The following is a 21009-nucleotide window of genomic DNA, read 5'->3' on the forward strand; positions in this document are numbered from 1 at the left end:
CTGCTGGACCGCATCGAGGATGACGGCGCGATCCGTGCGGTTATCCTGACTGGAGCAGGGCAAAAGGCCTTCTCGGCAGGCGGCGACATACATGAATTCTCGCAAAGCGTGCGTAAGGGCGCGGAAATTGCGGTCAAGGATTTCGTGCGGCGCGGCCAGACCATGACGGCGCGCTTGGAGGCATTCGGCAAGCCGATCATCGCGGCGGTCAATGGCATTGCTTTCGGCGGTGGTTGCGAAATCACCGAAGCCGTACATCTCGCCATTGCGAGTGAACGCGCGATCTTTGCCAAGCCGGAGATCTATCTCGGCATGCCGCCGACATTTGGCGGAACCCAGCGCCTGCCGCGCCTTGCCGGCCGCAAACGTGCGCTGGAACTCATGTTGACCGGCGACACGTTCTCACCGGAGCGCGCCTATGAACTGGGCCTGATCAACAAGATCGTCGCGCCTGACGACCTTCTGCCGGCGGCGTTCGACATGGCCAGCCGCATCCTGCGCCATTCCTCCGTGACGGCCGCCAGCATCATCACGGCCGTCACCCGCGGACTGAACATGACGATCGGTGAAGGCCTGGCTATGGAAAGCGAACAGTTTGCCCGGGTCGTGCCGACCCATGACCTCCGGGAAGGGCTCGATGCCTGGATCGAAAGACGCACGCCTGCCTTTACGGGAAACTAAATCCTGTCCACGAGCGCGTACCAGCTGAGCGCCAGAAACAGCAATGGTGCCCGCAAGGTTCTGCCGCCCGGAAAAGCCGGGATTTTCAGCTCCTCCAGCAGCCCCAGCCGGTCGCGATTGCCGGCAATCGTTTCGGCATAGAGCTTGCCGACGAAGTTCGACAGCATCACCCCGTGGCCGGAATAGCCGCCGGCTGAAATCACATTCGGCATGACCTCGCGCACGAAGGGCTGACGCGGCAATGTGATGCCCACCGAACCGCCCCAGGCCTGCGTGATCTCGATGTCCGCCAGCGCAGGGTAGATCTCGGTGATCTGGCGGCGGATATGGGTGCTGATGTCGAGCGGATTGTCGGCCGTATAGGCTTCGCGTCCGCCGAAAAGCAGCCGTCCATCTTTCGAGCGGCGGAAATAACGCACGACGAAGCGGGAATCGTCGACGCTTTCGCCGCCGGGAAGTACGGGACTGTTATCGCCGAGCGGTACCGTCGCGCCTATGAAGGAGCGGATTGGCATCACATGCGCCGCGCTGACCGGTTCCAGATTGCCGCCATAGGCGTTGACCGCGATCAGGCATTTCGCCGCCGTCACAGTGCCGGTTGCGGTCGCAACGGTTACGCGGCCATTTTCGGATTTGATGGAAGTGACCTTGGTGTTCTCGTAAAGATGCGCGCCGGCCTTTGCCGCGGCCCTGGCCGTGCCGACGACCAGTTTCATCGGCTGGATATGGCCTGTACCCTTGTCGTAAGTACCGCCGAGATATCGCGTGGAACCCAACCGTTCGGCGGTCTCCTTGGCATCCATGTAATGGATGTGCGGATAGTCGAAGCGTGTCGCCATCAGTTGCGCGTGGTGCTGATAGTGTTTCAGGTAACGCTTCTTGTGCACGACGGACATCTGTCCCGGCACATACTCGATATCGATCTTGTGAGTATCGGCAAATTCAATCAGGTGGCTCTTGGCTTCCTCGGCAAGATCGAACAATGCCTTGGCGCGTGTGAAGCCATATTGCTCCTCGAGCTCTTCCGCCCAGGCGCGCTGGCCGGTGCCGAGCTGCCCGCCATTGCGCCCGGACGCGCCATCACCAAAGCGGTAAGCCTCCAGCAGCACCACGTTGACGCCTGCCGCGGCCAGATGCACGGCGGCGGAAAGTCCGGTGAAACCGCCGCCGACAATGACGACATCCGCCTCGCGCGAGCCATCCAGCGCCGGATATTCAGTGCGATCGGCAATGGTGCACTCGTACGAGGAAATACCCGGTGAAATCGGAGACTGATACGGCATTTTTTACACGTTCAGGAGCAAATATTCACGCTCCCACGGGCTGATGACCTCCATGAAGGTCTCGAACTCGGCGCGTTTGATAGCGGCGTAGGTGATGGCAAAGGATTCGCCCAGCATGGCGATCAAGTCCTTGTCCTGCTCGAACAGGATCGTTGCCTCGATCAACCCGCGTGGCAGTTCAATCAAACTATCGTTGACTGTCGTCGACGCTGGCGCGTCCGGCTCGATCTTGTTGTTCATGCCGATAAGGCCGCAGGCGAGTGAGGCTGCCAGCGCCAGATAGGGATTGGCATCGGAGGACGGGATGCGGTTTTCGACGCGCCGCGCGGCTGGGTCCGAACGGGGTACGCGGAAGGCCGTGGTGCGGTTGTCATAGCCCCATTTGACATTAACCGGCGCGGAAGCCGCCGGCGTCAGCCGCCGGTAAGAGTTCACATAGGGTGCGAACATAACCAGCGAGGCCGGGACATGCTTCTGCATGCCGCCGATAAAATGCCGGAAAGCCTCGCTCTCCGTGCCATCCGGATTGGTGAACACGTTGCGGCCCGTCTTCTTGTCGATGATCGACTGATGAATATGCATGGCTGATCCCGGCTGCCCCTGGATGGGTTTGGCCATGAAAGTTGCATACATGTCGTGTTTCAGTGCCGCCTCGCGGATGGTGCGCTTGAACAGGAAAACCTGGTCGGCAAGCTCGATCGGATCACCGTGGCGCAAGTTGATTTCGAGCTGGGCTGCGCCTTCCTCGTGGATGAGCGTGTCGATCTCAAGACCCTGGCTCTCGGAGAAATGGTAGATATCGTCGATCAGCTCGTCGAATTCGTTGACGCCGGCAATGGAATAGCCCTGTCCGCCGCCAATGGCGCGGCCCGAACGCCCGACCGGCGGGGTGAGCGGATAGTCCGGATCGGGGTTCTTCCTGACCAGATAGAACTCGATTTCCGGCGCAACGACTGCCTTGAGACCCTTTTTGCTATAGGCGGCCATCACGCGTTTGAGCACGTTGCGCGGGGTAAACTCCACCGCCTGGCCTTCCTTGTTGACGAGATCGCAGATCACCTGAGCCGTTGGATCGCTTTCCCACGGCACTTCCGACAAGGTGGACAGATCCGGCATCAGCTTCAGGTCGCCGTCATCTTCGGGGTACGAGAAGCCATGGCCGTCTTCCGGATAAGAGCCGGAGATCGTCGCCATGAACACCGCGGAGGGTAGGGCAAGTGATGTGTTGGAGGTGAATTTCTTCGACGGCATCATCTTGCCGCGCGCCACACCTGCCTGATCCGGCGTAATGCATTCGATGTCTTCGATATCCCGCCAGGCCAGCCACTCGGAAGCTTCGCGCCAGTTTTTCACGCCGCGCGTGGCCTTTACATAAGCGGGCGTACGCCGCCGTGTTGTGGTTCGTGCGGGCTTTTTTTCAGAAGTTTCGGAAGGCATCAATCACCAAAATGAGTTGCGGTGACAGGATGATAGAACAAAATATGACAGGATGGGAGGCGGGCCTGAGAAAATTATGAAACCTCAAAACCAAAACCGTCCGCAATCGCTTGCGGACGGTTCGGCGCGCCGTGCTGGCCCCAGAGCGAAGCCAGAGAAGGCCACGGCGAGTCTATTGCCTTGTAACCACGACCGGGATCAGAAGATCACCCCAGTTGCCGTCGCCGCCGTGATGGCGGGCCGAGCGGACGAGTTCTACGGACACGCCGGCGTCAACCGCCTTCATCACGGATTGGTTGAGGCGATGCAGGTCATTGGCGACCATGCGAATGACAGCCTGCTGGTCTGTACTCATGGCCGATGATTGCTCCTCGGCCCGTTCCTTAACGCGTGTCTGCGGTGCCATGATCTTCTCCTTGTTTTGGCGTTGCAGTGGGCAACCTCATGGTTGTCCTTAAAGACCAGCGGCATATGTGGGCCGTGCCGCCGGTCCTGATTTTTGGTTATTCTGCAGCCGGACGGAACTGGTCCGTCTCGGTCGAACCCTTCATTGCCGTCGTCGATGACTGGCCGCCGGTGATTGCCAGCGAAACCGCATCGAAATAGCCGGTGCCGACTTCGCGCTGGTGCTTGGTCGCCGTGTAGCCATTGGCCTCGGCTGCAAATTCCGCTTCCTGCAGTTCCGAATAGGCCGACATCTGCCGGTCCTTGTAACCGCGGGCAAGTTCGAACATGCCGAAATTGAGCTGATGGAACCCGGCCAGCGTGATGAACTGGAACTTGTAGCCCATCGCACCGAGCTCGCGCTGGAACTTGGCAATCGTCGCCTCGTCCAGATGCTTCTTCCAATTGAAGGAAGGCGAGCAATTATAGGCGAGGAGCTTGTTGGGATGCTCTTTTCGCACGCCTTCGGCAAAGCGCCTTGCCTGCTCAAGATCCGGCTTCGAAGTCTCGCACCAGATGAGGTCCGCATGCGGTGCATAGGCGATCGCCCGGGCAATGCACGACTCTAGTCCGTTCTTGACCTGATAGAAGCCTTCCGTCGTGCGTCCGGCATCGTAGTCTACGAAAGGCCGGTCGCGCTCGTCGATGTCCGATGTCAGGAGCTTGGCGGCTTCCGCGTCGGTGCGGGCGATGACCAGTGTCGGCGTCCCCATGACGTCGGCGGCAAGCCGCGCGGCATTGAGGTTGCGGATATGCGCCGCCGTCGGGATCAGCACCTTGCCGCCGAGATGGCCGCACTTCTTTTCCGAAGCGAGCTGGTCTTCATAGTGAACACCGGCAGCACCTGCCTCGATGAAGGCCTTCATGATCTCGAAGGCATTCAGCGGTCCGCCAAAGCCTGCTTCCGCGTCAGCGACGATCGGTGCAAACCAGGTGTCGACCGACAGGCCCTTGCCCTCCGCCGTCTCGATCTGGTCAGCGCGTTGCAGCGTCTTGTTTATGCGCTTGGCCAGTTCCGGCGCTGCATTGGCCGGGTAGAGCGACTGATCAGGATACATGGCTGAAGCCGTGTTTGCGTCTGCAGCAACCTGCCATCCGGAAAGATAAATTGCCTTGAGGCCTGCACGAACCATCTGCATTGCCTGATTGCCTGAAAGAGCGCCCAGCGCATTGACGAAACCATCTTCGTGGATGAGCTTCCAGAGCCGGTTGGCGCCGTTCTCAGCGAGAGTATATTTGATCTGAACCGAGCCTCGCAGTCGCTTGACATCGTCAGGTGTATAGGGGCGTTCGATACCATCATAGCGGCCCTCCGGTGCGTTTGGTACGAGGTTGTAAAAATCAGTCATTATCGTCTCCACAAAGAGTTTTATCCCGCGGCAGCCTGTCTGATAGGAGTTTGACGACTGCGTTGATATGACTAAATTTACATCGCAATGCGAAATGATCCAGAAATATCGCCATATATCGCGATTTTATCGAGTTATGCTGTCGGGCATTTGACAAATCAGGATTGTAAATTTGTAAATTTTGTAATATTCACTTTGAAAGCCCGGTTGTGTAAATCTTGTCAAAACAAACAAGGGAACAATCAGTATGCGTAAACATTGCCGCGTCTTACCCTCCCCCTTGCGGGCAGGGGCGGAGCGAAGCGACGGGGAGGGGCCTTTCTTGCTAGTGTCAATAAGGCCCCTGCTTGCTCATCAACGGCCTGCCTCCCCCCAGGAGGGCCGGCCAGAAGGGGCCTACCTTGATGGCTGAGGGCAAGATTTTCGCCGGTCCGCGCATCAGGCGCATCCGCAATGAACGCGGCCTGACGCAGACCTCCATGGCCGAGGCGCTGGGCATTTCACCATCCTATCTCAACCTGATCGAACGCAACCAGCGGCCCTTGACCGTACAGCTGCTGCTGAAACTGTCCGCTACCTACAAGATCGAACTCGACACGCTGCAGATGGAGACCGGCTCCTCCATGGCGGCGCTCAAGGAGGTGTTTTCCGATCCGCTGCTCAATGGCGAGCTGCCCGGCGATCAGGAGCTCATCGAGATCAGCGACGCGGCGCCCAATGCAGCGACTGGCTTCATCAAGCTCTATCGTGCCTATAAGGAACAGCAGGAGCGGCTTTCCGATCTGTCGGAACTCCTCGCCAAGGATGGCCGTGCACCGTCGCTGTCGGCCACGCGCCTGCCGCTGGGCGAGGTGCGCGACGTCTTGGAGCGCCGCGCCAACCATTTTTCCCGCATCGAGGGCGAAGTCGACAGTTTCACCAGCCTGATCAAGCCCGGTGACGATCTTTTGGGTGCACTCAAAGCCTGGCTGAAGAGCGAACATGGCATAACTGTCCGCATCCTTCCCGTCGCAACCATGCCCAACTGGCGCCGCCGCTATGACCGCCATTCGCAGCGACTGTTCATCTCAGAACGCTTGTCGCCTTTCGACCAGCTGCGCGAAGTGGCAATGGAAGCCGCGCTGATGCGCATGCAGGTGGTCATTGCCGCCGAAATCCAGGACCTGAAACTCTCCTCCGACGAAGCGCGGCGCATTGCCCGCTTCGAGTTCGGGCGCTACGCCGCGCACGCACTGATGATGCCCTTTCAGGCGTTCCAGACAGCCGCTGTGCGCGCACGCTACGATATTGATGTTCTCCGGTCGCGTTTCCATGTCTCGTTCGAACAGGCCGCCAATCGCCTGACGAGCCTTACGGGCAAGAATGACATTCCGTTCTTCATGCTCGAGGTCGACCACGCGGGCAATCGGTTCCGCCGGGCAGGGGCGCAAGGTTTTCCGCAGTCACGCTTTGGCGGCGAATGTCCAAAGCTTCCCATCCACGCCGCCTTCGCCCAGCCAGGACAGATCCTTGTCGAGGCGGTGGAAATGCCCGATGGCGCCGAGTTCCTGACGGTTGCCCGCACGCTGGAAGGGCCGCAGGGCGCCTTCAATGAACGCCCGCGCCGCACGGCGATCCTTCTCGGCTGCGATATCGAATATGCCGACCAGACGGTTTACGGCAGCGCGCTCGGCAACCGGAGCATCAGCGCACCACCGCTCGGCAAATTCGTCGGTTCGACCCCTGTTGGCCCGGCTTGCCGCCTATGCGAGCGCTCTGCCTGCCTCTCCCGCGCCGAACCGCCGGTGACACGGCCGCTCGGCCTCGATGAGATGGTGACCGGGCTGAGCGCGTTTGATTTTCAGTAGGTGCATGGATTAAGCAACCCACTACCACTTCGGCGTGTCGCTCAACTGGCGCAGGGCAAAGCGCAGTCCAAACACCGTTCGCGGCAAGGGTCGCAGGCAGCAACTTTATATTTCATCATGACAGAAAAGGCGGGCAAGCCTATGTCATGTTAAAGCAACCAACCCCTAGCCCAGCGTCGAACCGCCGGTCACCCCGCCCGCTTGGCTTGACCGGGATGGTGAGCGGGCTTGAGCGCATTCGATTTTCATTGGTCGTCGCCGTTTTGTCGGCGACCCCGATAGCCACGTGGCAATTGCAGCCCCGATCTCGTCTGGCGCGTCCTCCTTTGGATAGTGGATGCCTTAAACTGCGATCTCCTGCTGGTTCATGTCCGGACCTGTTCGATCAAATTCAGACCCGCGGTCTTTGCCCGCAAAACAGCGGTCGCTGCTTTTCGATCAGTTGCGTCAGCCGTTCGACGAGCGTCCTGATTTCCGGACGATGCCGGTCGTCATTGTGCATGACCAGCCATTGCCGGTGATAAAGATCCTTGATCTCGTCGCCCGCGCGCACCAGGGCGGGATCGGCATCGCCGACAAAGCATGGCAGCACGCCGCGTCCGGCTCCGCTGCGCAAAAGATCGTGCAGCATGCGCGGCGTGTTGGCCCAGATCGTTACCCACAAATCTTTTTGCGCCAGCAGCCAACGTGCCGATGGAGTGACGGCGTCGTCGGCGCCGATGCCCACCCAGTTGCAATCGCGCACCATATTGAAATGACTGGCGCAGTAGGGCGCGTAAGCGACATCGCCTACGGGCCGGGCCGCCAGGCTCTCGCTTTCAGGAAAACGGTTGCGAATGCCGATTTCGGCCTCGCGATGCACCAGATCCAGACGGATTTCCGCTGTCTTGAAGCAGATGCGGAATGGATCGTCCGGTGTCCAAAGCTGGTCCAGATTGACCGCCATGAAATGCGACATCCAGCTTCCCGCTGAAATCCGCACTGCCGGCAACTCAAAGACGTCCTCGTTCCAGGCGTCGATCGACCGGGCGGCCTCGTGCATCGCGACCACATGCGACAGCAATGACTGGCCATCCTTGGTCAGCGAATAGCCCGTCTGCCGCCGCACGAAAAGATTGCGCCCCATCTGGCGCTCGAGCGCCAGCACACGGCGGCCGATCGTCGCCGGACTGATGCCGGTTTTCTGCGATGCGCCAGTCAACCCGCCTTCGCGCGCGACATGGAGGAAGAATTTCAGATCATCCCAATTGTCATTTTTCATTTTTGAAAAACACATTTCAGCCGCAACTGTAGAAATTGCCTAAACTCTGGTCAATTTAAGTGTTCGCTGCAAGTTGATTTTCAATGGAGATAAACGTGGACGCTTACTTGCTTTGGACTTTCGCGTTTCGGCAGATTGCAAACCGCGATCGGCGGAAATTGACCGAGGACGAATTCTACATGCGCTTCGGTCACGGCAATCATAGGATTTTCAACTGGGTCGAGCATACGATCCGCAACATTGTCAGCTGATCATTGGCATGGCGCGAAACCGACAATATCTGGTCGTGTTCTGCTCTTGACCTTGCATGCAGGCTTGGCATTGTGCGCGCATGAGTGTCTCAGCTGTTCCATTGCCGCCTGTCACCGGGCCTGATCCTGCAAAAAGCTCTTCGGAAGCTGCGATCGGCTGCCTGCTGGTGGCGGGCGCTGCGATCGCCTGGAGCACCGGCGGCGCATTGACCCGTTTCCTCGAGGTTAGCGACAACTGGACCGTCGTCTTCTGGCGCTCGGTCTTCGCCGCGCTGTTTCTAATGTGCTTCATGCTGGTACGTGACGGTCCGCGCGGCACATTGCGCCTGTTCCAGCACATGGGGCTGGCCGGGCTTGGCGTCGCCATCTGCTTTGCCATTGCTTCGTCCTGTTTCATTATTGCGCTGTCTTACACCACTGTCGCCAATGTGCTCTTGCTGCAGGCGGGTGTGCCGTTGCTCGCAGCCCTGATCTCGTGGGTACTGTTCCGCGAGCGCGTCAGCACGGCAACCTGGATCGCCATTGCCGTGGTCATCGCCGGTGTGGCCATCATGGTGTCGGACTCGCTCGATGGCGAGGTTTCTCCCATCGGCGACATGCTGGCGCTTTTGATCGCCGTCTCCTTCGCCTCGGCCACCGTCATCACCCGCCGCAAGGCACATCTGCGCATGACACCGGCGGTCTTCCTCGGCGTCGTCATCGCCGCCTGCGTTGCCTCGCTCATGGCCGGGCAATTGTCCGCAAGTGCACGCGATTTCGCCCTGCTCTTTGCTCTGGGCGCGGTTAATCTCGGCCTCGGCCTCGCGCTTTTCGTCAGCGGAGCGCGGCTTATCCCGTCCGCGCTCGCCGCGCTGATCAGCACACTCGAGCCGGTCCTCGGCCCGGTCTGGGTCTGGCTTCTGCACAATGAGGTTCCGGCCCCGCGCACCCTCATCGGCGGTGCCATCATCCTCTGCGCTCTGCTCATGCATCTCAATTGGCAATACCGTCGTCAGCGCCGGATTCAGGCCGCGCGATAGCGCAGCCTAGCACTCACCCGAAACTGCGGCGGAAATGCTCAGGCCGGGTCCAACATTTCCATTGCCTTTGTGCGAGGTATTTGTGAGTTTACGCTCACGGGAACCACGGCACAGGCCAGTGAAGGCGTGCCGGCAGCTTGGAGAAGTAAATGGGTATAAAATCTGTTCTGTTGACGGCCACACTCGCCCTCGGGCTCGCCTCGTCTGCATGGGGTGCGGACCGTGTCGTCAATGTCTATAACTGGTCGGACTATATCGACCCGTCCATCCTCGAAGATTTCACCAAGGAAACCGGCATCAAGGTCGTCTATGATACCTTCGATTCCAATGAAATCCTTGAAACCAAGCTGCTCGCCGGCGGTACGGGTTATGACGTGGTGGTCCCCACCGCCAACTTCCTGCAGCGCCAGATTGCCGCTGGCGTGTTCCAGAAGCTCGACAAGTCGAAGCTTCCGAATCTGTCCAACACGTGGGATATGATCAACGAGCGCATTAATACCTACGATCCCGGCAACCAGTATTCGGTTGACTACATGTGGGGTACGACCGGTATCGGCTATAATGTCGACAAGATGAAAGCCATTCTCGGCTCGGACGAAAAGCCGACCTGGGACGTATTATTCAAGCCGGAGGTGGCCGCGAAATTCAAGGATTGTGGTATCCACATCCTCGATTCCGCTTCCGACGTCATGCCTTCGGCGCTGGCCTATCTCGGACTCAACCCTGACAGCAAGGACCCGGATGAGTTGGCCAAGGCTGGAGCGCTGCTGGAGTCAATCCGCCCGTATGTCCGCAAGTTCCATTCCTCCGAATATATCAACGCCCTTGCCAATGGCGACATCTGCCTCGCGCTCGGCTATTCCGGCGATATCCTCCAGGCCAAGACGCGCGCCGAAGAAGCCAAGGCCGGGGTCACTGTAGCCTACGCAATTCCGGCTAAGGGCGCCCAGATGTGGTTCGACCTGATGGCAATCCCCGCCGATGCGCCGCATGTTGCCGAAGCGCATGAATTCATCAACTACATGCTCAAGCCGGACGTTGCCGCAAAAGCCTCGAACTTCGTGTCCTATGCCAACGGCAACAAGGCCTCTCAACCGCTGATGGACAAGGCGGTCCTTGAAAATCCGGAAGTATATCCGGATGAAGCCACGCAAAAGAAACTGTTCACCGTCACGCCTTACGATACGAAAATCCAGCGCGTGGTGACGCGGCTGTGGACGAAGGTGGTCACAGGCCAGTAACTCCTACAAAAGACCCCGGCAGCCGATGCCGGGGTCTTTCAAAATCAAGACCAAGAACCGGGGCAAATCATGAAATCATTGGGAAGTTTTCGCCGTAAGTTCGCACCCTGGAACGATCCGGAAGCGAAACCTTTTATTGCGATCGAGAGCGTCACCAAGAAGTTTGCCGATTTCGCCGCAGTCAACGATCTGTCCCTGAATATCTACAATCGCGAGTTCTTCGCGCTGCTCGGTGCTTCCGGCTGCGGCAAGTCCACCCTGTTGCGCATGCTTGCCGGTTTTGAGGAGCCGACGGCTGGCCGCATTCTCCTCGATGGCCAGGATATGCGGGGCATTCCACCCTACAAGCGCCCGGTCAACATGATGTTTCAGTCCTACGCACTGTTCCCGCATATGACGGTCGAAGGCAATATCGCTTTCGGCCTCAAGCAGGACGGTATGGAAAAGGGCGCCATAGAAGCCCGCGTTGCCGAAATGCTCAAACTGGTGAAGCTGGAACAATTCGCCAAGCGCAAGCCGCACCAGCTTTCCGGCGGTCAACGCCAGCGTGTCGCGCTGGCGCGCGCCGTGGCCAAGCGTCCGAAAGTCCTCCTGCTCGACGAACCGCTCGGCGCGCTTGACAAGAAGCTGCGCGAGGAAACCCAGTTCGAACTTATGGACCTGCAGATGAAACTCGGCCTCACATTCGTCGTGGTTACCCACGACCAGGAGGAGGCGATGACCATGGCCGATCGCATCGCCGTCATGGATAAAGGCAAGGTGATGCAGGTGGCAACGCCGGCCGAAGTCTACGAAGCGCCAAACTCGAAATTCGTCGCCGACTTCATTGGCAATGTAAACATGTTCGAAGGCCGGGCGGCCGCCGTGGCCAATGGGAGGATCGACATTGCCGTCGAACCGGATAATTTCACGATCCGTACCGATGCTTTGAAAAGCTGCACGGTTGGCCAGCCGGTCGGCTTTGCCATCCGGCCGGAGAAAATCCGTATCAGCCGCAAGCAACCGGCGGACCCCTCCGTGAACTCCGCTTATGGCGAAATGTGGGATATTGCCTATTTCGGCGATATGACGGTCTTCCACGTGAAGCTTGAAAGTGGCCGGATCATCAAGGCCGCGAGCCTCAATGCAGTACGCACGGTCGAGGATCCGCTCGGTTATGACGACATGGTCTGGGTCAATTTTGATACCGACGCCGGTATCCTGCTAACCGCGTGAGGGAGGCGATGTCATGCAAAAATTGATATCGTCCCTCGCAAGTCGCCTGGTCATCATTGTTCCCTATCTGTGGCTGCTGGTCTTCTTCCTCATCCCCTTCGTCATTGTCTTCAAGATATCGCTGTCGCAAGTGACGATGTCGATCCCGCCCTATGCCCCGGCGCTTGACTTGTCAGCGGGTTGGCAGGCGCTGAAGGCCAGCTTCTCGCAATTTGCGTGGGATAATTACGTCTGGCTTGTCGAGGATCCGCTTTATTACAAGGCCTACCTGTCAAGCCTGATCATAGCCGCAGTCTCGACTGTCCTGACACTTATCGTCGGCTACCCCATTGCCTATGGGATGGCGCGTGCGCCGGCCACAATAAGGCCGACATTACTGATGCTGGTGATCCTGCCGTTCTGGACCAGCTTCCTGATCCGCGTCTATGCCTGGATCGGCATCCTCAAGCCAGAGGGCCTTCTCAACCAATTCCTGATGTGGGCGCATGTGATCGACACGCCGCTCAACATCCTCAATACCAACACGGCCGTATTTATTGGTATCGTCTATTCCTACCTGCCATTTCTGGTACTGCCGATCTATTCGGCGCTGGAAAAAATGGATTATTCGCTGGTCGAGGCTGCCGAAGATCTCGGCTGCCCACCCATATCCGCCTTCTGGAAAATCACTTTTCCACTCTCCATGCCCGGAGTCGTCGCTGGCTGTTTCCTGGTTTTCATTCCCGCAGTCGGCGAATTCGTTATCCCTGATCTGCTCGGCGGATCGCAGACCCTGATGATCGGCAAGACGCTCTGGAATGAATTCTTCTCCAACCGTGACTGGCCGGTTTCGTCAGCCGTCGCGGTGGTCCTGTTGCTGCTGCTGGTCGTACCGATCGTTCTGTTCCAGCGAGCAGAAGCGAAAGCCCAGGAAAGCGAGAAGTGAGGCATTGAAACAATGAACACCACCTGGTCTCGCTTCAATATAGCCTCCCTGGTCCTCGGCTTCGCGTTCCTCTATCTGCCGATCGTCCTTCTGGTCGTCTATTCGTTCAACGAGTCCCGTCTCGTCACTGTCTGGGCGGGTTTCTCGACGAAATGGTATGTATCGCTGTTCAACAACCAGAGCTTCATCGATGCTGCCTGGGTGACGATCCGCGTCGGGCTGGTCTCTGCGAGCATCGCGACGATCCTTGGAACGCTCGGTGCCCTGGCAATGACGCGCTATACGCGCTTTCGCGGCAGGCTGTTGTTCTCCGCAATGATCTACGCGCCGCTGGTTATGCCGGAAGTCATTACCGGCCTCTCGATGCTCCTGTGGTTCGTGGCGATCGGCTTTGACCGCGGCATCTGGACCATGATCCTCGCACATATCACCTTCTCCATGTGCTTTGTCGCCGTGGTTGTACAATCGCGATTGGTGACATTCGACCGCTCGCTGGAAGAAGCTGCAATGGATCTGGGCGCTACGCCTGTTACCACGTTCTTCAAGGTGACATTGCCGGTGATCCTGCCAGCGGTCGTTTCCGGTTGGATGCTGGCCTTCACACTGTCGCTCGATGATCTGGTGATTTCGAGCTTTACCTCGGGCCCCGGCGCAACCACCCTGCCGATGCGCATCTACTCGCAGGTCCGCCTTGGTGTCACGCCGGAAATCAATGCCGCCTGCACCATCCTGATCGCTATGGTGGCGGTCGGTGTGATCATTGCATCGATAGCCAACAAGCGCCGTGAAGTTCAAAAGGCGCGCGACGAGCAGGCCGCCGCCCGGAACCAGTAACAACCTAACAACCGTTTTGGCGCATGCGGACAAAACTCTGCATGCGTTGCCGCACGCATCGAACCCAGCAATAAATGAGAAATGGCTTACGAGCGCGACCGGATTGAAGGCGAAGCAGCGCCACCGGGCCAGCGGTGCATCGGGAAAGACACCCCGACTTGGGCAACGACCTTGCCTTCAACTTGGAGGTGACGTGATGGGGTATCTGCCGCTTAGCATCACCCTGGAAATGAAAAAGACCCGGGCGAGTTGGTACCTCGTCATCCGGGTCCATTTCATTCACCAGGAACGGGGAAGCTCATCCTCCTGCTCCAGGAACAGTATATTATTTCCATCGTGTTTTTAAGGGTTGTCCCAAGCCTTCCAGCGAACTTTCGACCTACGATCTGGCCTGCATCAACTCAATTCGATTGCCAAACGGATCATGCACGTATCGGCGTTCAAAGCCGTCCAGCGGCTGGTCCTTTGTGACCAGATACCCGGCATATTCCAAGGTCCGCACCAGGGTCAGGAGGTCGTCCACCACGAAGGCAGGATGAGCTTTCCTTGCTGGTTCAAAATCAGCCTCGACCCCCAGATGGATTTTGACCACACCATCTTCAAACCAACATCCGCCTCTCGCAACAAGTTGTGGTGGCTTGGGCACCTGCGGTATACCGAGCAGGCTTTCATAGAATGCTCTCGCGGCCTTTTCGCCGTCGGTAGGCATAGCAAGCTGAACGTGGTCAACTCTGATTATCGCCATAAAGGACCTCCGCGTCAGTTCTGGGGGGAAATGATCGGTGAGATAAAGGGATTGTCCCAGGAACCGCCGATGAAGAAGCGCGTATGGTTGAACGTAGGTTCGGGTTTTGGAGCATCCGTCGCTGCGCCGCCTTGCGCCGTTGCCGCAGCCGCAACCGGCGCAGCGAAATCGCCAGTCAGCGCGAGAGACTTGCCGATCAGTGTCACGATACCGGCAAAATTGAGCGTACCGGATTTATTCTGGATTTGCGCAGTGTCGAGCGACGCGACCCCATCCATAATATTGGCCTTGATCTCGAGCCGGTCGAACGCCAGCCAGGCGTCTGTCTTTTCGTTCAGACTGAAGAACCGGTCAGTCTTGGCCTTGCTCAAAAGGCTGTTGAAATCCAAACTGCGAATCTGACCCGCGCCAAAACGCATGCTCAGTGTTCCCTTGGCATTGGCCAGTGCTGTGGACCAGCGTGATATTGGCCCCTTCAGCACAAGTGACATTGTACCCTTTCCAAGCTCAAAGCGTTTCCCAAGACCAAGCAGCGAAGCGATAGACGCGCTGTTCACATCGGTCCCATTAAGACGCAACTCTCCGAGTGCCGCGCCATCGCCTTCGTCTGCCAACTGGAAGCTGGCGGCGACCGAACCATCGAAAGCCGACGCCTCACCGATGTCGAAAATGGCGCGTCCATTGCGCATTTGTGCCGTGGCCGCGACCTTCGAGAGATTGACCGGGCCGAGCGTTGCCTTCGGGGCCGATACGCGCAGGTCGAGATTGAGCTGTTTTAAGAATGCCGTATTGATGACTGCATCGGAATTCCCCGAGCCATCGGGAAGGGGCATGAAACCCGAGAAGACCGAGTGAAGGTCAAGCGTTTCAAAGGCAAGCGTCCCCGCGATGCTTGGCGTGCCCTGATCCAAGACGACTTCGATGACACCCTTGGCCGGGTTGTCATTGAGCGTTGCCGTCAATCCGTCGAGCTTCATTCGCGTGGCAGAACCGGAGACGGACGCATCCAGCGCGAAACTGCCGATCGGTGCGGCCGGTATCGTTGCTGTTTTCGACCATTCGAGCGTTCGCCGCAGCGAGGGCGAGGTCAGCGATAGAGTTCCTTCAAAGAACTGATCCTTGGAGATATTGGCCGATCCGTTGAACGACAGCGTCAGGGGCGTCGAACTCAGGCTTATCTGAAGCGGGCTGGTTCCTCCGGCAAGCAGGAGCACCGCCTTGGTTGCGGAGCTGTCGATTTCCGTTTCTTCGCCATGCCAGATCGCTTTGCCCCGAAAGCTTGCGACGCCGGAAGTCTGTGGCCAGTCGAACACGCCGCTAATGCTGGAGATCTGTTCTTCAGCGCCGTTGATCGGCCGTTTGAAGATAACCATCGCGTCTTCGAGTCGTACGCGCCCGAAGGGTTGCGACGACACAGTGCTCATATCGGGCTTTGCCGGATTGGCTAACACCGCCGCGCGCGCCTCCCGCACGACATCGCCGATCCGCCCGTCGCTCTTGGCAAGCGCCTCACCGATTTCCGAAAGGCTCTTGATCGGCTCGTCGATGACAAATCTCGGGCGCACGATCTTGGTTTCCGTGAATTCGATATTGCCCATCAGTGCCGAAAGAAGCGACAGGTCAACTTCGATCCGTTCCGCCTGCATGAAAGGCGCGCCCTGGCTCTGCCATGGATTGCGAATGCTGACATCACCGAGCGAAGCACTGAAGATCGGGAAGAACGAAATCTGAGGCGATTGCCGCGACTCGACGGTGTATCCCGTCCAATTGCTGATTTCCTGGATCAGCCTTGCGCGGATCAGATCTGTGCTGACAAGATAGGGCAGGGCGACAAGCACTCCCCCGGCAACGAGAGCCATCATCAAGATCGTCGCAAGAAGGTTCCTCGGCCTCAACCAGGACATGAGCGTTTCCGATGTTTCATCCTGCCAACTTATCCTCACCGGCAGGATTTTATGCTTCGCCATTCACCGTTTAGCGATCATGCATGGCAATTCAAGTCGGTATAGGCCCTTTCGCGTCAAATTGTTGCACATTGTAACAATTGCGTGCGTATTTGGGTAAGCCATAGGGCATAGGCCCGTCCAGCTTCGTGCAGCGTCTCGTCCGAAGCTTTCATTGTCTCGTAGACCACGAACAGCTCGCGCCACGGCAGGCCACAGCGATTGGCCATCGCCCGCAATGGGTTGAGAATTTCGCGCACAGGCAAGAGGTTGGCCCCTCCTGGCGAATAAGCCGACGGCGTGTTGCCCGCCGTCACGGCGATCAGCAACGGCTTGCCTTCCAGAAGGCGGCCCTCGCTCTCATAGCTGATATAATACATGCGCGTCAGCACTGCGTTCTGCCAGGCCTGCAGGATCGGCGGGGCTGCGTACCACTGGATCGGAAACTGGAAGACAATGCGGTCTGCGCCAAGCAGCCGTTCGACTTCCGCATCCGTATTGATCTTGTTGTCCGGGTAAGCCGACTGCATGTCGAAGACCTCGGTATTGGCGAGTTTGGATACCGTATCTGCAAGGGCGCGGTTGGCACGCGAACGGCTGAAATCAGGGTGGAAGATCAATATCAGTGTCTTGGGCATGACGTTTCTCCTTTGTCAGAAGAAGAATGCCAAGGCAGTTCAAATCACTCCAATGGATGATTGATATATCGTATTATTGACTTGGTGAATTAGATTATTCTGCAAGAACGCGGGTTGAAGGAAACGTGATTTCCACCATCGTGCCGCGCCCGGGCGTGGACTCAATGGTGAAATTTGCCCGGTTCGCTTCGGCCATTGCTTTCGTCAGCGGCAATCCAAGCCCGGTACCGTCGCTGTGTTGATGTTTCGGCGTGGTGATCTGCTTATAGGGACGCAGCGCCTGCTCGACTTCCTGCCGGGTCATCCCGATGCCGGTATCGCGCACGCGCAGCAAAACGTCGCCACTCGCCTCATAGCTTGTGGAAACGATCACCTGTCCGCCCGGGCCGGTAAACCTGACTGCATTGGACAAAAGGTTCAGCGCAATCTGCGTGATCGAACGGTGGTCGGCGACGATATCGGGCAGGCGCGAAGTGAGGCTCGAGCGGATGATCACGCGCTCGCGATTGGCCTGCGGCTGCATGATGGCAACGGCTTCAGTCAGCGCATCATTGAGCGACACCGCCTCGAAGTCCAGCTCCACCGCGCCTGCCTCGATCTTCGAAATATCGAGGAGATCATTGACGAGCGACAGCACATGATTGCCGGAACGGCTGATATCGTTGAGGTAATCGCGATAGCGCTCACTGCCGATCGGACCGAATTTCTCGTCCGCCATCAATTCCGAAAAGCCGATGATCGCATTGAGCGGTGTGCGGATCTCATGGCTGATGCGCGCAAGAAACTCGCTTTTCTGGGCCGATGTACGCTCGGCCTCGCGCTTGGCGCTGACGAGCTCTTCTTCCGCCCGTTTCCAATGGGTGATGTCGCGCAGGACGACGCAATAGCCCTTGGACGCATCCAGTTTGCCGATCGTCATGAACAAGGGAATAAAGCGCCCCTGGCTCTCGCGGCCTATCACCTCACGCCCGTCATTGAGCAGACTGGCCACGCCATTATCCGACAGGCTGTTCAGATAATCCATCGCAGCACGCTGACTTTCGATGGCGAACAGCAACGAAAAAGGCTTGCCGGTCACATCTTCCGGTTCATAGCCGAAAAGCGCCGCAGCCGAGTGATTGACGGAACGGATCGCACCGGCCGAATCCAGCAGGATGACGCCATCGGTTGCGGTGTCGAGAATGGCGCTGAGTTCATCGATGCGTGTCTGCAGCAGCAGCTTTTCGTTGACGTCGAAATGGGCTTGAGGTTGCACCTGCGGCGAGAGCGCCAGCAGCAATGCACGCTCGCCACTCTCATCCCAGCGAACTGCCTGCAGATGCGCCTGCGCCCGCATGAGCGAGCCGTCGCTGCGGCGCAGGTTCATGCCGCCTTCGTCCTCGTCGGTGCCGTCGTCCGGTCCGTCGGCGAAGAGTGTGCTTAGGCCGCCGGCTTCGTTGATTGCATCGGCTGACGGATACAGTATCGCATCCAGCAGTGCCGGATTTGCATAAAGGATCTGGCCGTGGCGGTGGATCAGCACGGGCAACGGCAGTGCACCAAGGATCGACGTGTCGACACCTTGGCGCGCCTGTGTCCTTATATCTTCGGCAAAGTCTTTGGCGGCTTGTGCCGCGCTTTGTTCATCGGTCGTCTTCGTTGTGTCCGCATTGGCAAAGCCTGGACCAACAACTTCCGCGGCTGGAAACTGCGCTGCCACAATCGGCTCGGGCTGCGTCTGCTCTCCGTTTTTTGCGGCCGGTTCAACCGGCCCAACATTCGTGGCGGCGGCCGGACTGTCAGCCAGCACTTCCCGGCGCAGCCTCTCGGCTATTTCACGAAACGCATTGCGTTCCGCATCGTTCAGCCGGCCTTCATCACGCATCGGCCGTTGGGTCTTGAGTGGAATGACATTGTCAGCTGTGTTTGGTGTAATGGAAAGCGCAGGCATTTCCCCATTGAAAGCGTCTTTCGTTGCCGCTTCCTTGGAGGAAGAATGCACCTTTGGCCGTTCGTCATTGACCAGTGGTCGGGTATCAGGCGTCATCCCAACGGATTTGAGGACGGCCGTGACGTCGCCCATGCGCGCAACGCCAAATCCCCGAAAGCCCATGAAGGCGCGTTCGCGCGAATATACGGGAAGCGCTGCAAGCTCTATCGGAACTCGTAATTGAGTGCCTTCGATCGGCCACAGCACGGTTCGCCCGGACCAGGTGTCACGCCGTTCCAGGAGTTCGGCAATTTCCTCGCTGCTGTCGAGACCATAATCAACGGCCACTTGACGGAACGATTTGCCGATGATCGACGCGCAAGCCGGCCCGACTGCCGCCGCAAACTCGGGCGAAATCTCGCTGAAACTCGCCTGCGCGTCCACCTTCCAGACGAAGCGAACAGGCGTCTCCGACGGCGTATAGCGGTATCCTTCCGATGGGCGTTCGCCGTCCGCTGCGTTCAGCTCATCAGCACCTGACGAGGCCGAGAATTCGGCCGGTTGTTCGAATGCGAGCGACCCCTGTGCCTTTTCCGCATTCGTGACCGAGGGCGCTTCGGGATTGCGTGCAGCATTGTCCGCTGGCGGCGTTTCGGGCGAAACAGGATCCCCGCGTTGAGCCTCCCGGGCAGCCGTGGCCTGCTGTTCAGTGCTCTCTGGCTCGATTGCAAACAACAGATGCAATGCAGGGCTATCGGTCAGTCGCGCAATCCCGGTGGGCACCGCCCCCTTCGCGGTCTGCACAGGGCGTTTTACCAGGCGGTTGCGCTCCAGCCTCACTTCGCGCACGAGATCGCCCAAAACTTTGTCGTTAAAGCCAAGCCGTCCAAAATGCTCCGACGCGGCAATGACTGCACCGACAGAATTGATCATCGCCGCGTGTGTCGTGTGATCGACAAACCCCCTGATCGCCAGCGCGGCAGCCTGCTCGTGCGAGCCTGTCCGGTCCGCATTGGCAACTGTGAGAAGAATAGCCTGTTCGCCCCGCGGCAGTGCGATGTCGCTGGCCTGGAATGTCTGAATGCGGCTGGAAAGGCCAAAGGCCATGCGCAGGGAAACAGTGCGTCCGTGGCCGATGGCCGGAAAGCCGTCCAAAGCCATAAGCTGCCGTCGAGCCTGGATGCCGAGAAATTTTTCGCTGCTCAGGATATCGTCAATGGCCTCGTAACCGAGCAGTGATGCGCCCTGACCATTGGCCCAGATGACACTCTCCATATCTGGCGAAACCACGATCAGCGCGTCGCCATTGGCGAAATGCTCACGGATCTCGTCCAGGACGGCGATGTCGATGAATGGGTAGGTTCCAGATGCCATATTCTTAAAGCATGCCCAAAGGTGAATAACCGCATTCATGCGGCTGTCTTAATACATTGTTAATAATGATCCTGCCGCCGCCCGTCCACTCACAGCCCCTTATCTTACATGTCTTTCTCTTGGTTTAGTTAACTTCCGCGGGCACGCGACCACCGTCCACACAATATTTTGATCGTGAATCACGCAATCGATTGTGCACTGCAAAATAAATGTTGCAATGCACAATAAAATCCCCTATATACCGTTCATCAAATCATTGGCAGAGGCAAATGACCATCTGCACCAAGGAAGGACACGAATATGAGCAAGACCACCAAACAGACTGCTGATGCGTTCTCGATCCCGGCTTTCGATCCGACTGCTGTAACCGATCAGGTTCGCGAATTCACCGAAAAGGGCGTTGCCCAGTCCAAGGAAGCTTATGCCAAGATCAAGGATCAGGCTGAAGCTGCGCAGAAGACCCTCGAGACAACCTTCGAAACTGCACAGTCCAACACTGCTGCTCTTTCGCTGAAGGCATTGGCTGCGCTGCGCGCCAACACCGAAGCCAGCTTCGCTCATATCGAAGCGCTGATCGGCGTGAAGTCCTTTGGTGAAGTGATCGAACTGCAGA

The 21009-nt window shown here is 58.2% G+C and carries 18 protein-coding genes; 9 read left to right on the plus strand and 9 right to left on the minus strand.

Going from position 1 to position 21009, the window contains the following annotated elements; genetic code table 11:
* Positions 1 to 681: crotonase/enoyl-CoA hydratase family protein (locus AAAC48_RS15480; RefSeq protein ID WP_340655028.1), on the plus strand; the 681-nt coding region annotated here is incomplete at its 5' end.
* Here AAAC48_RS15480 and AAAC48_RS15485 read toward each other — a convergent pair.
* From AAAC48_RS15485 to aceA, 4 genes are all read right to left on the minus strand, one after another.
* Positions 678 to 1964 carry an FAD-binding oxidoreductase gene (locus AAAC48_RS15485; protein ID WP_340655029.1) on the minus strand — a complete coding sequence of 429 codons (1287 nt, stop codon included), beginning with the start codon at positions 1962 to 1964 and terminating at the stop codon, positions 678 to 680. The two genes, AAAC48_RS15480 and AAAC48_RS15485, sit on opposite strands and share 4 nt — an antisense overlap.
* A 3-nt stretch (positions 1965 to 1967) precedes the next feature.
* Complete coding sequence (locus AAAC48_RS15490) at positions 1968 to 3401, minus strand: glutamine synthetase family protein (RefSeq protein WP_340655030.1); 1434 nt, start codon at positions 3399 to 3401, stop codon at positions 1968 to 1970.
* A gap of 172 nt (positions 3402 to 3573) precedes the next feature.
* Positions 3574 to 3807: a hypothetical protein gene (locus AAAC48_RS15495; protein ID WP_340655031.1), complete on the minus strand. Its 234-nt coding sequence runs from the start codon at positions 3805 to 3807 to the stop codon at positions 3574 to 3576.
* Between the two features lie 97 nt (positions 3808 to 3904).
* The gene (gene aceA, locus AAAC48_RS15500) at positions 3905 to 5194 is read right to left on the minus strand and encodes an isocitrate lyase (RefSeq protein ID WP_340655032.1); all 1290 of its coding nucleotides are present in this window, start codon (positions 5192 to 5194) and stop codon (positions 3905 to 3907) included.
* A gap of 404 nt (positions 5195 to 5598) precedes the next feature.
* Here aceA and AAAC48_RS15505 point away from each other — a divergent pair, with 404 nt between their 5' ends.
* Positions 5599 to 7041 carry a short-chain fatty acyl-CoA regulator family protein gene (locus AAAC48_RS15505; protein ID WP_340655033.1) on the plus strand — a complete coding sequence of 481 codons (1443 nt, stop codon included), beginning with the start codon at positions 5599 to 5601 and terminating at the stop codon, positions 7039 to 7041.
* Between the two features lie 391 nt (positions 7042 to 7432).
* Here the strand turns inward: AAAC48_RS15505 and AAAC48_RS15510 are convergent, their stop codons facing one another.
* Positions 7433 to 8302, minus strand: coding sequence for a LysR family transcriptional regulator (locus tag AAAC48_RS15510; protein WP_340655034.1), 870 nt, complete (start codon positions 8300 to 8302; stop codon positions 7433 to 7435).
* Between the two features lie 95 nt (positions 8303 to 8397).
* On the opposite strand from AAAC48_RS15510, the gene AAAC48_RS15515 reads away from it, so the two are divergent.
* From AAAC48_RS15515 to AAAC48_RS15540, 6 genes are all read left to right on the plus strand, one after another.
* Positions 8398 to 8553, plus strand: a complete 156-nt coding sequence (locus tag AAAC48_RS15515) for a hypothetical protein (protein WP_340655035.1) — start codon at positions 8398 to 8400, stop codon at positions 8551 to 8553.
* A gap of 80 nt (positions 8554 to 8633) precedes the next feature.
* The gene (locus AAAC48_RS15520) at positions 8634 to 9572 is read left to right on the plus strand and encodes an EamA family transporter (protein WP_340655036.1); all 939 of its coding nucleotides are present in this window, start codon (positions 8634 to 8636) and stop codon (positions 9570 to 9572) included.
* Between the two features lie 149 nt (positions 9573 to 9721).
* Positions 9722 to 10813: a polyamine ABC transporter substrate-binding protein gene (locus AAAC48_RS15525; protein ID WP_340655037.1), complete on the plus strand. Its 1092-nt coding sequence runs from the start codon at positions 9722 to 9724 to the stop codon at positions 10811 to 10813.
* 69 nt (positions 10814 to 10882) lie between these two features.
* Positions 10883 to 12028 carry an ABC transporter ATP-binding protein gene (locus AAAC48_RS15530; RefSeq protein ID WP_340655038.1) on the plus strand — a complete coding sequence of 382 codons (1146 nt, stop codon included), beginning with the start codon at positions 10883 to 10885 and terminating at the stop codon, positions 12026 to 12028.
* Between the two features lie 13 nt (positions 12029 to 12041).
* Positions 12042 to 12953, plus strand: a complete 912-nt coding sequence (locus tag AAAC48_RS15535) for an ABC transporter permease subunit (protein WP_340655039.1) — start codon at positions 12042 to 12044, stop codon at positions 12951 to 12953.
* A gap of 12 nt (positions 12954 to 12965) precedes the next feature.
* Positions 12966 to 13787 (plus strand): ABC transporter permease, encoded by an 822-nt coding sequence (locus AAAC48_RS15540; protein ID WP_340655040.1) that lies wholly within the window; start codon positions 12966 to 12968, stop codon positions 13785 to 13787.
* Positions 13788 to 14166: 379 nt separating this feature from the next.
* Here AAAC48_RS15540 and AAAC48_RS15545 read toward each other — a convergent pair whose 3' ends face one another.
* The 4 genes from AAAC48_RS15545 to AAAC48_RS15560 all read right to left on the minus strand — a co-directional run bounded on the left by AAAC48_RS15545 (position 14167) and on the right by AAAC48_RS15560 (position 20396).
* On the minus strand, positions 14167 to 14532 hold the full coding sequence (locus tag AAAC48_RS15545) for a VOC family protein (protein WP_340655041.1): 366 nt from the start codon (positions 14530 to 14532) through the stop codon (positions 14167 to 14169).
* A 14-nt stretch (positions 14533 to 14546) separates the two neighbouring features.
* Positions 14547 to 16436: an AsmA-like C-terminal region-containing protein gene (locus AAAC48_RS15550; protein WP_340655042.1), complete on the minus strand. Its 1890-nt coding sequence runs from the start codon at positions 16434 to 16436 to the stop codon at positions 14547 to 14549.
* 116 nt (positions 16437 to 16552) lie between these two features.
* Positions 16553 to 17113, minus strand: coding sequence for an NAD(P)H-dependent oxidoreductase (locus tag AAAC48_RS15555; RefSeq protein WP_340655043.1), 561 nt, complete (start codon positions 17111 to 17113; stop codon positions 16553 to 16555).
* Positions 17114 to 17207: 94 nt separating this feature from the next.
* On the minus strand, positions 17208 to 20396 hold the full coding sequence (locus AAAC48_RS15560) for a PAS domain S-box protein (protein ID WP_340655044.1): 3189 nt from the start codon (positions 20394 to 20396) through the stop codon (positions 17208 to 17210).
* Positions 20397 to 20696: 300 nt separating this feature from the next.
* Here AAAC48_RS15560 and AAAC48_RS15565 point away from each other — a divergent pair.
* Positions 20697 to 21009 (plus strand): phasin family protein (locus AAAC48_RS15565; RefSeq protein ID WP_340655045.1); only part of this gene is annotated, 313 nt, incomplete at its 3' end.

The organism is Phyllobacterium sp., from assembly GCF_037994405.1.
GTDB lineage: Bacteria > Pseudomonadota > Alphaproteobacteria > Rhizobiales > Rhizobiaceae > Phyllobacterium.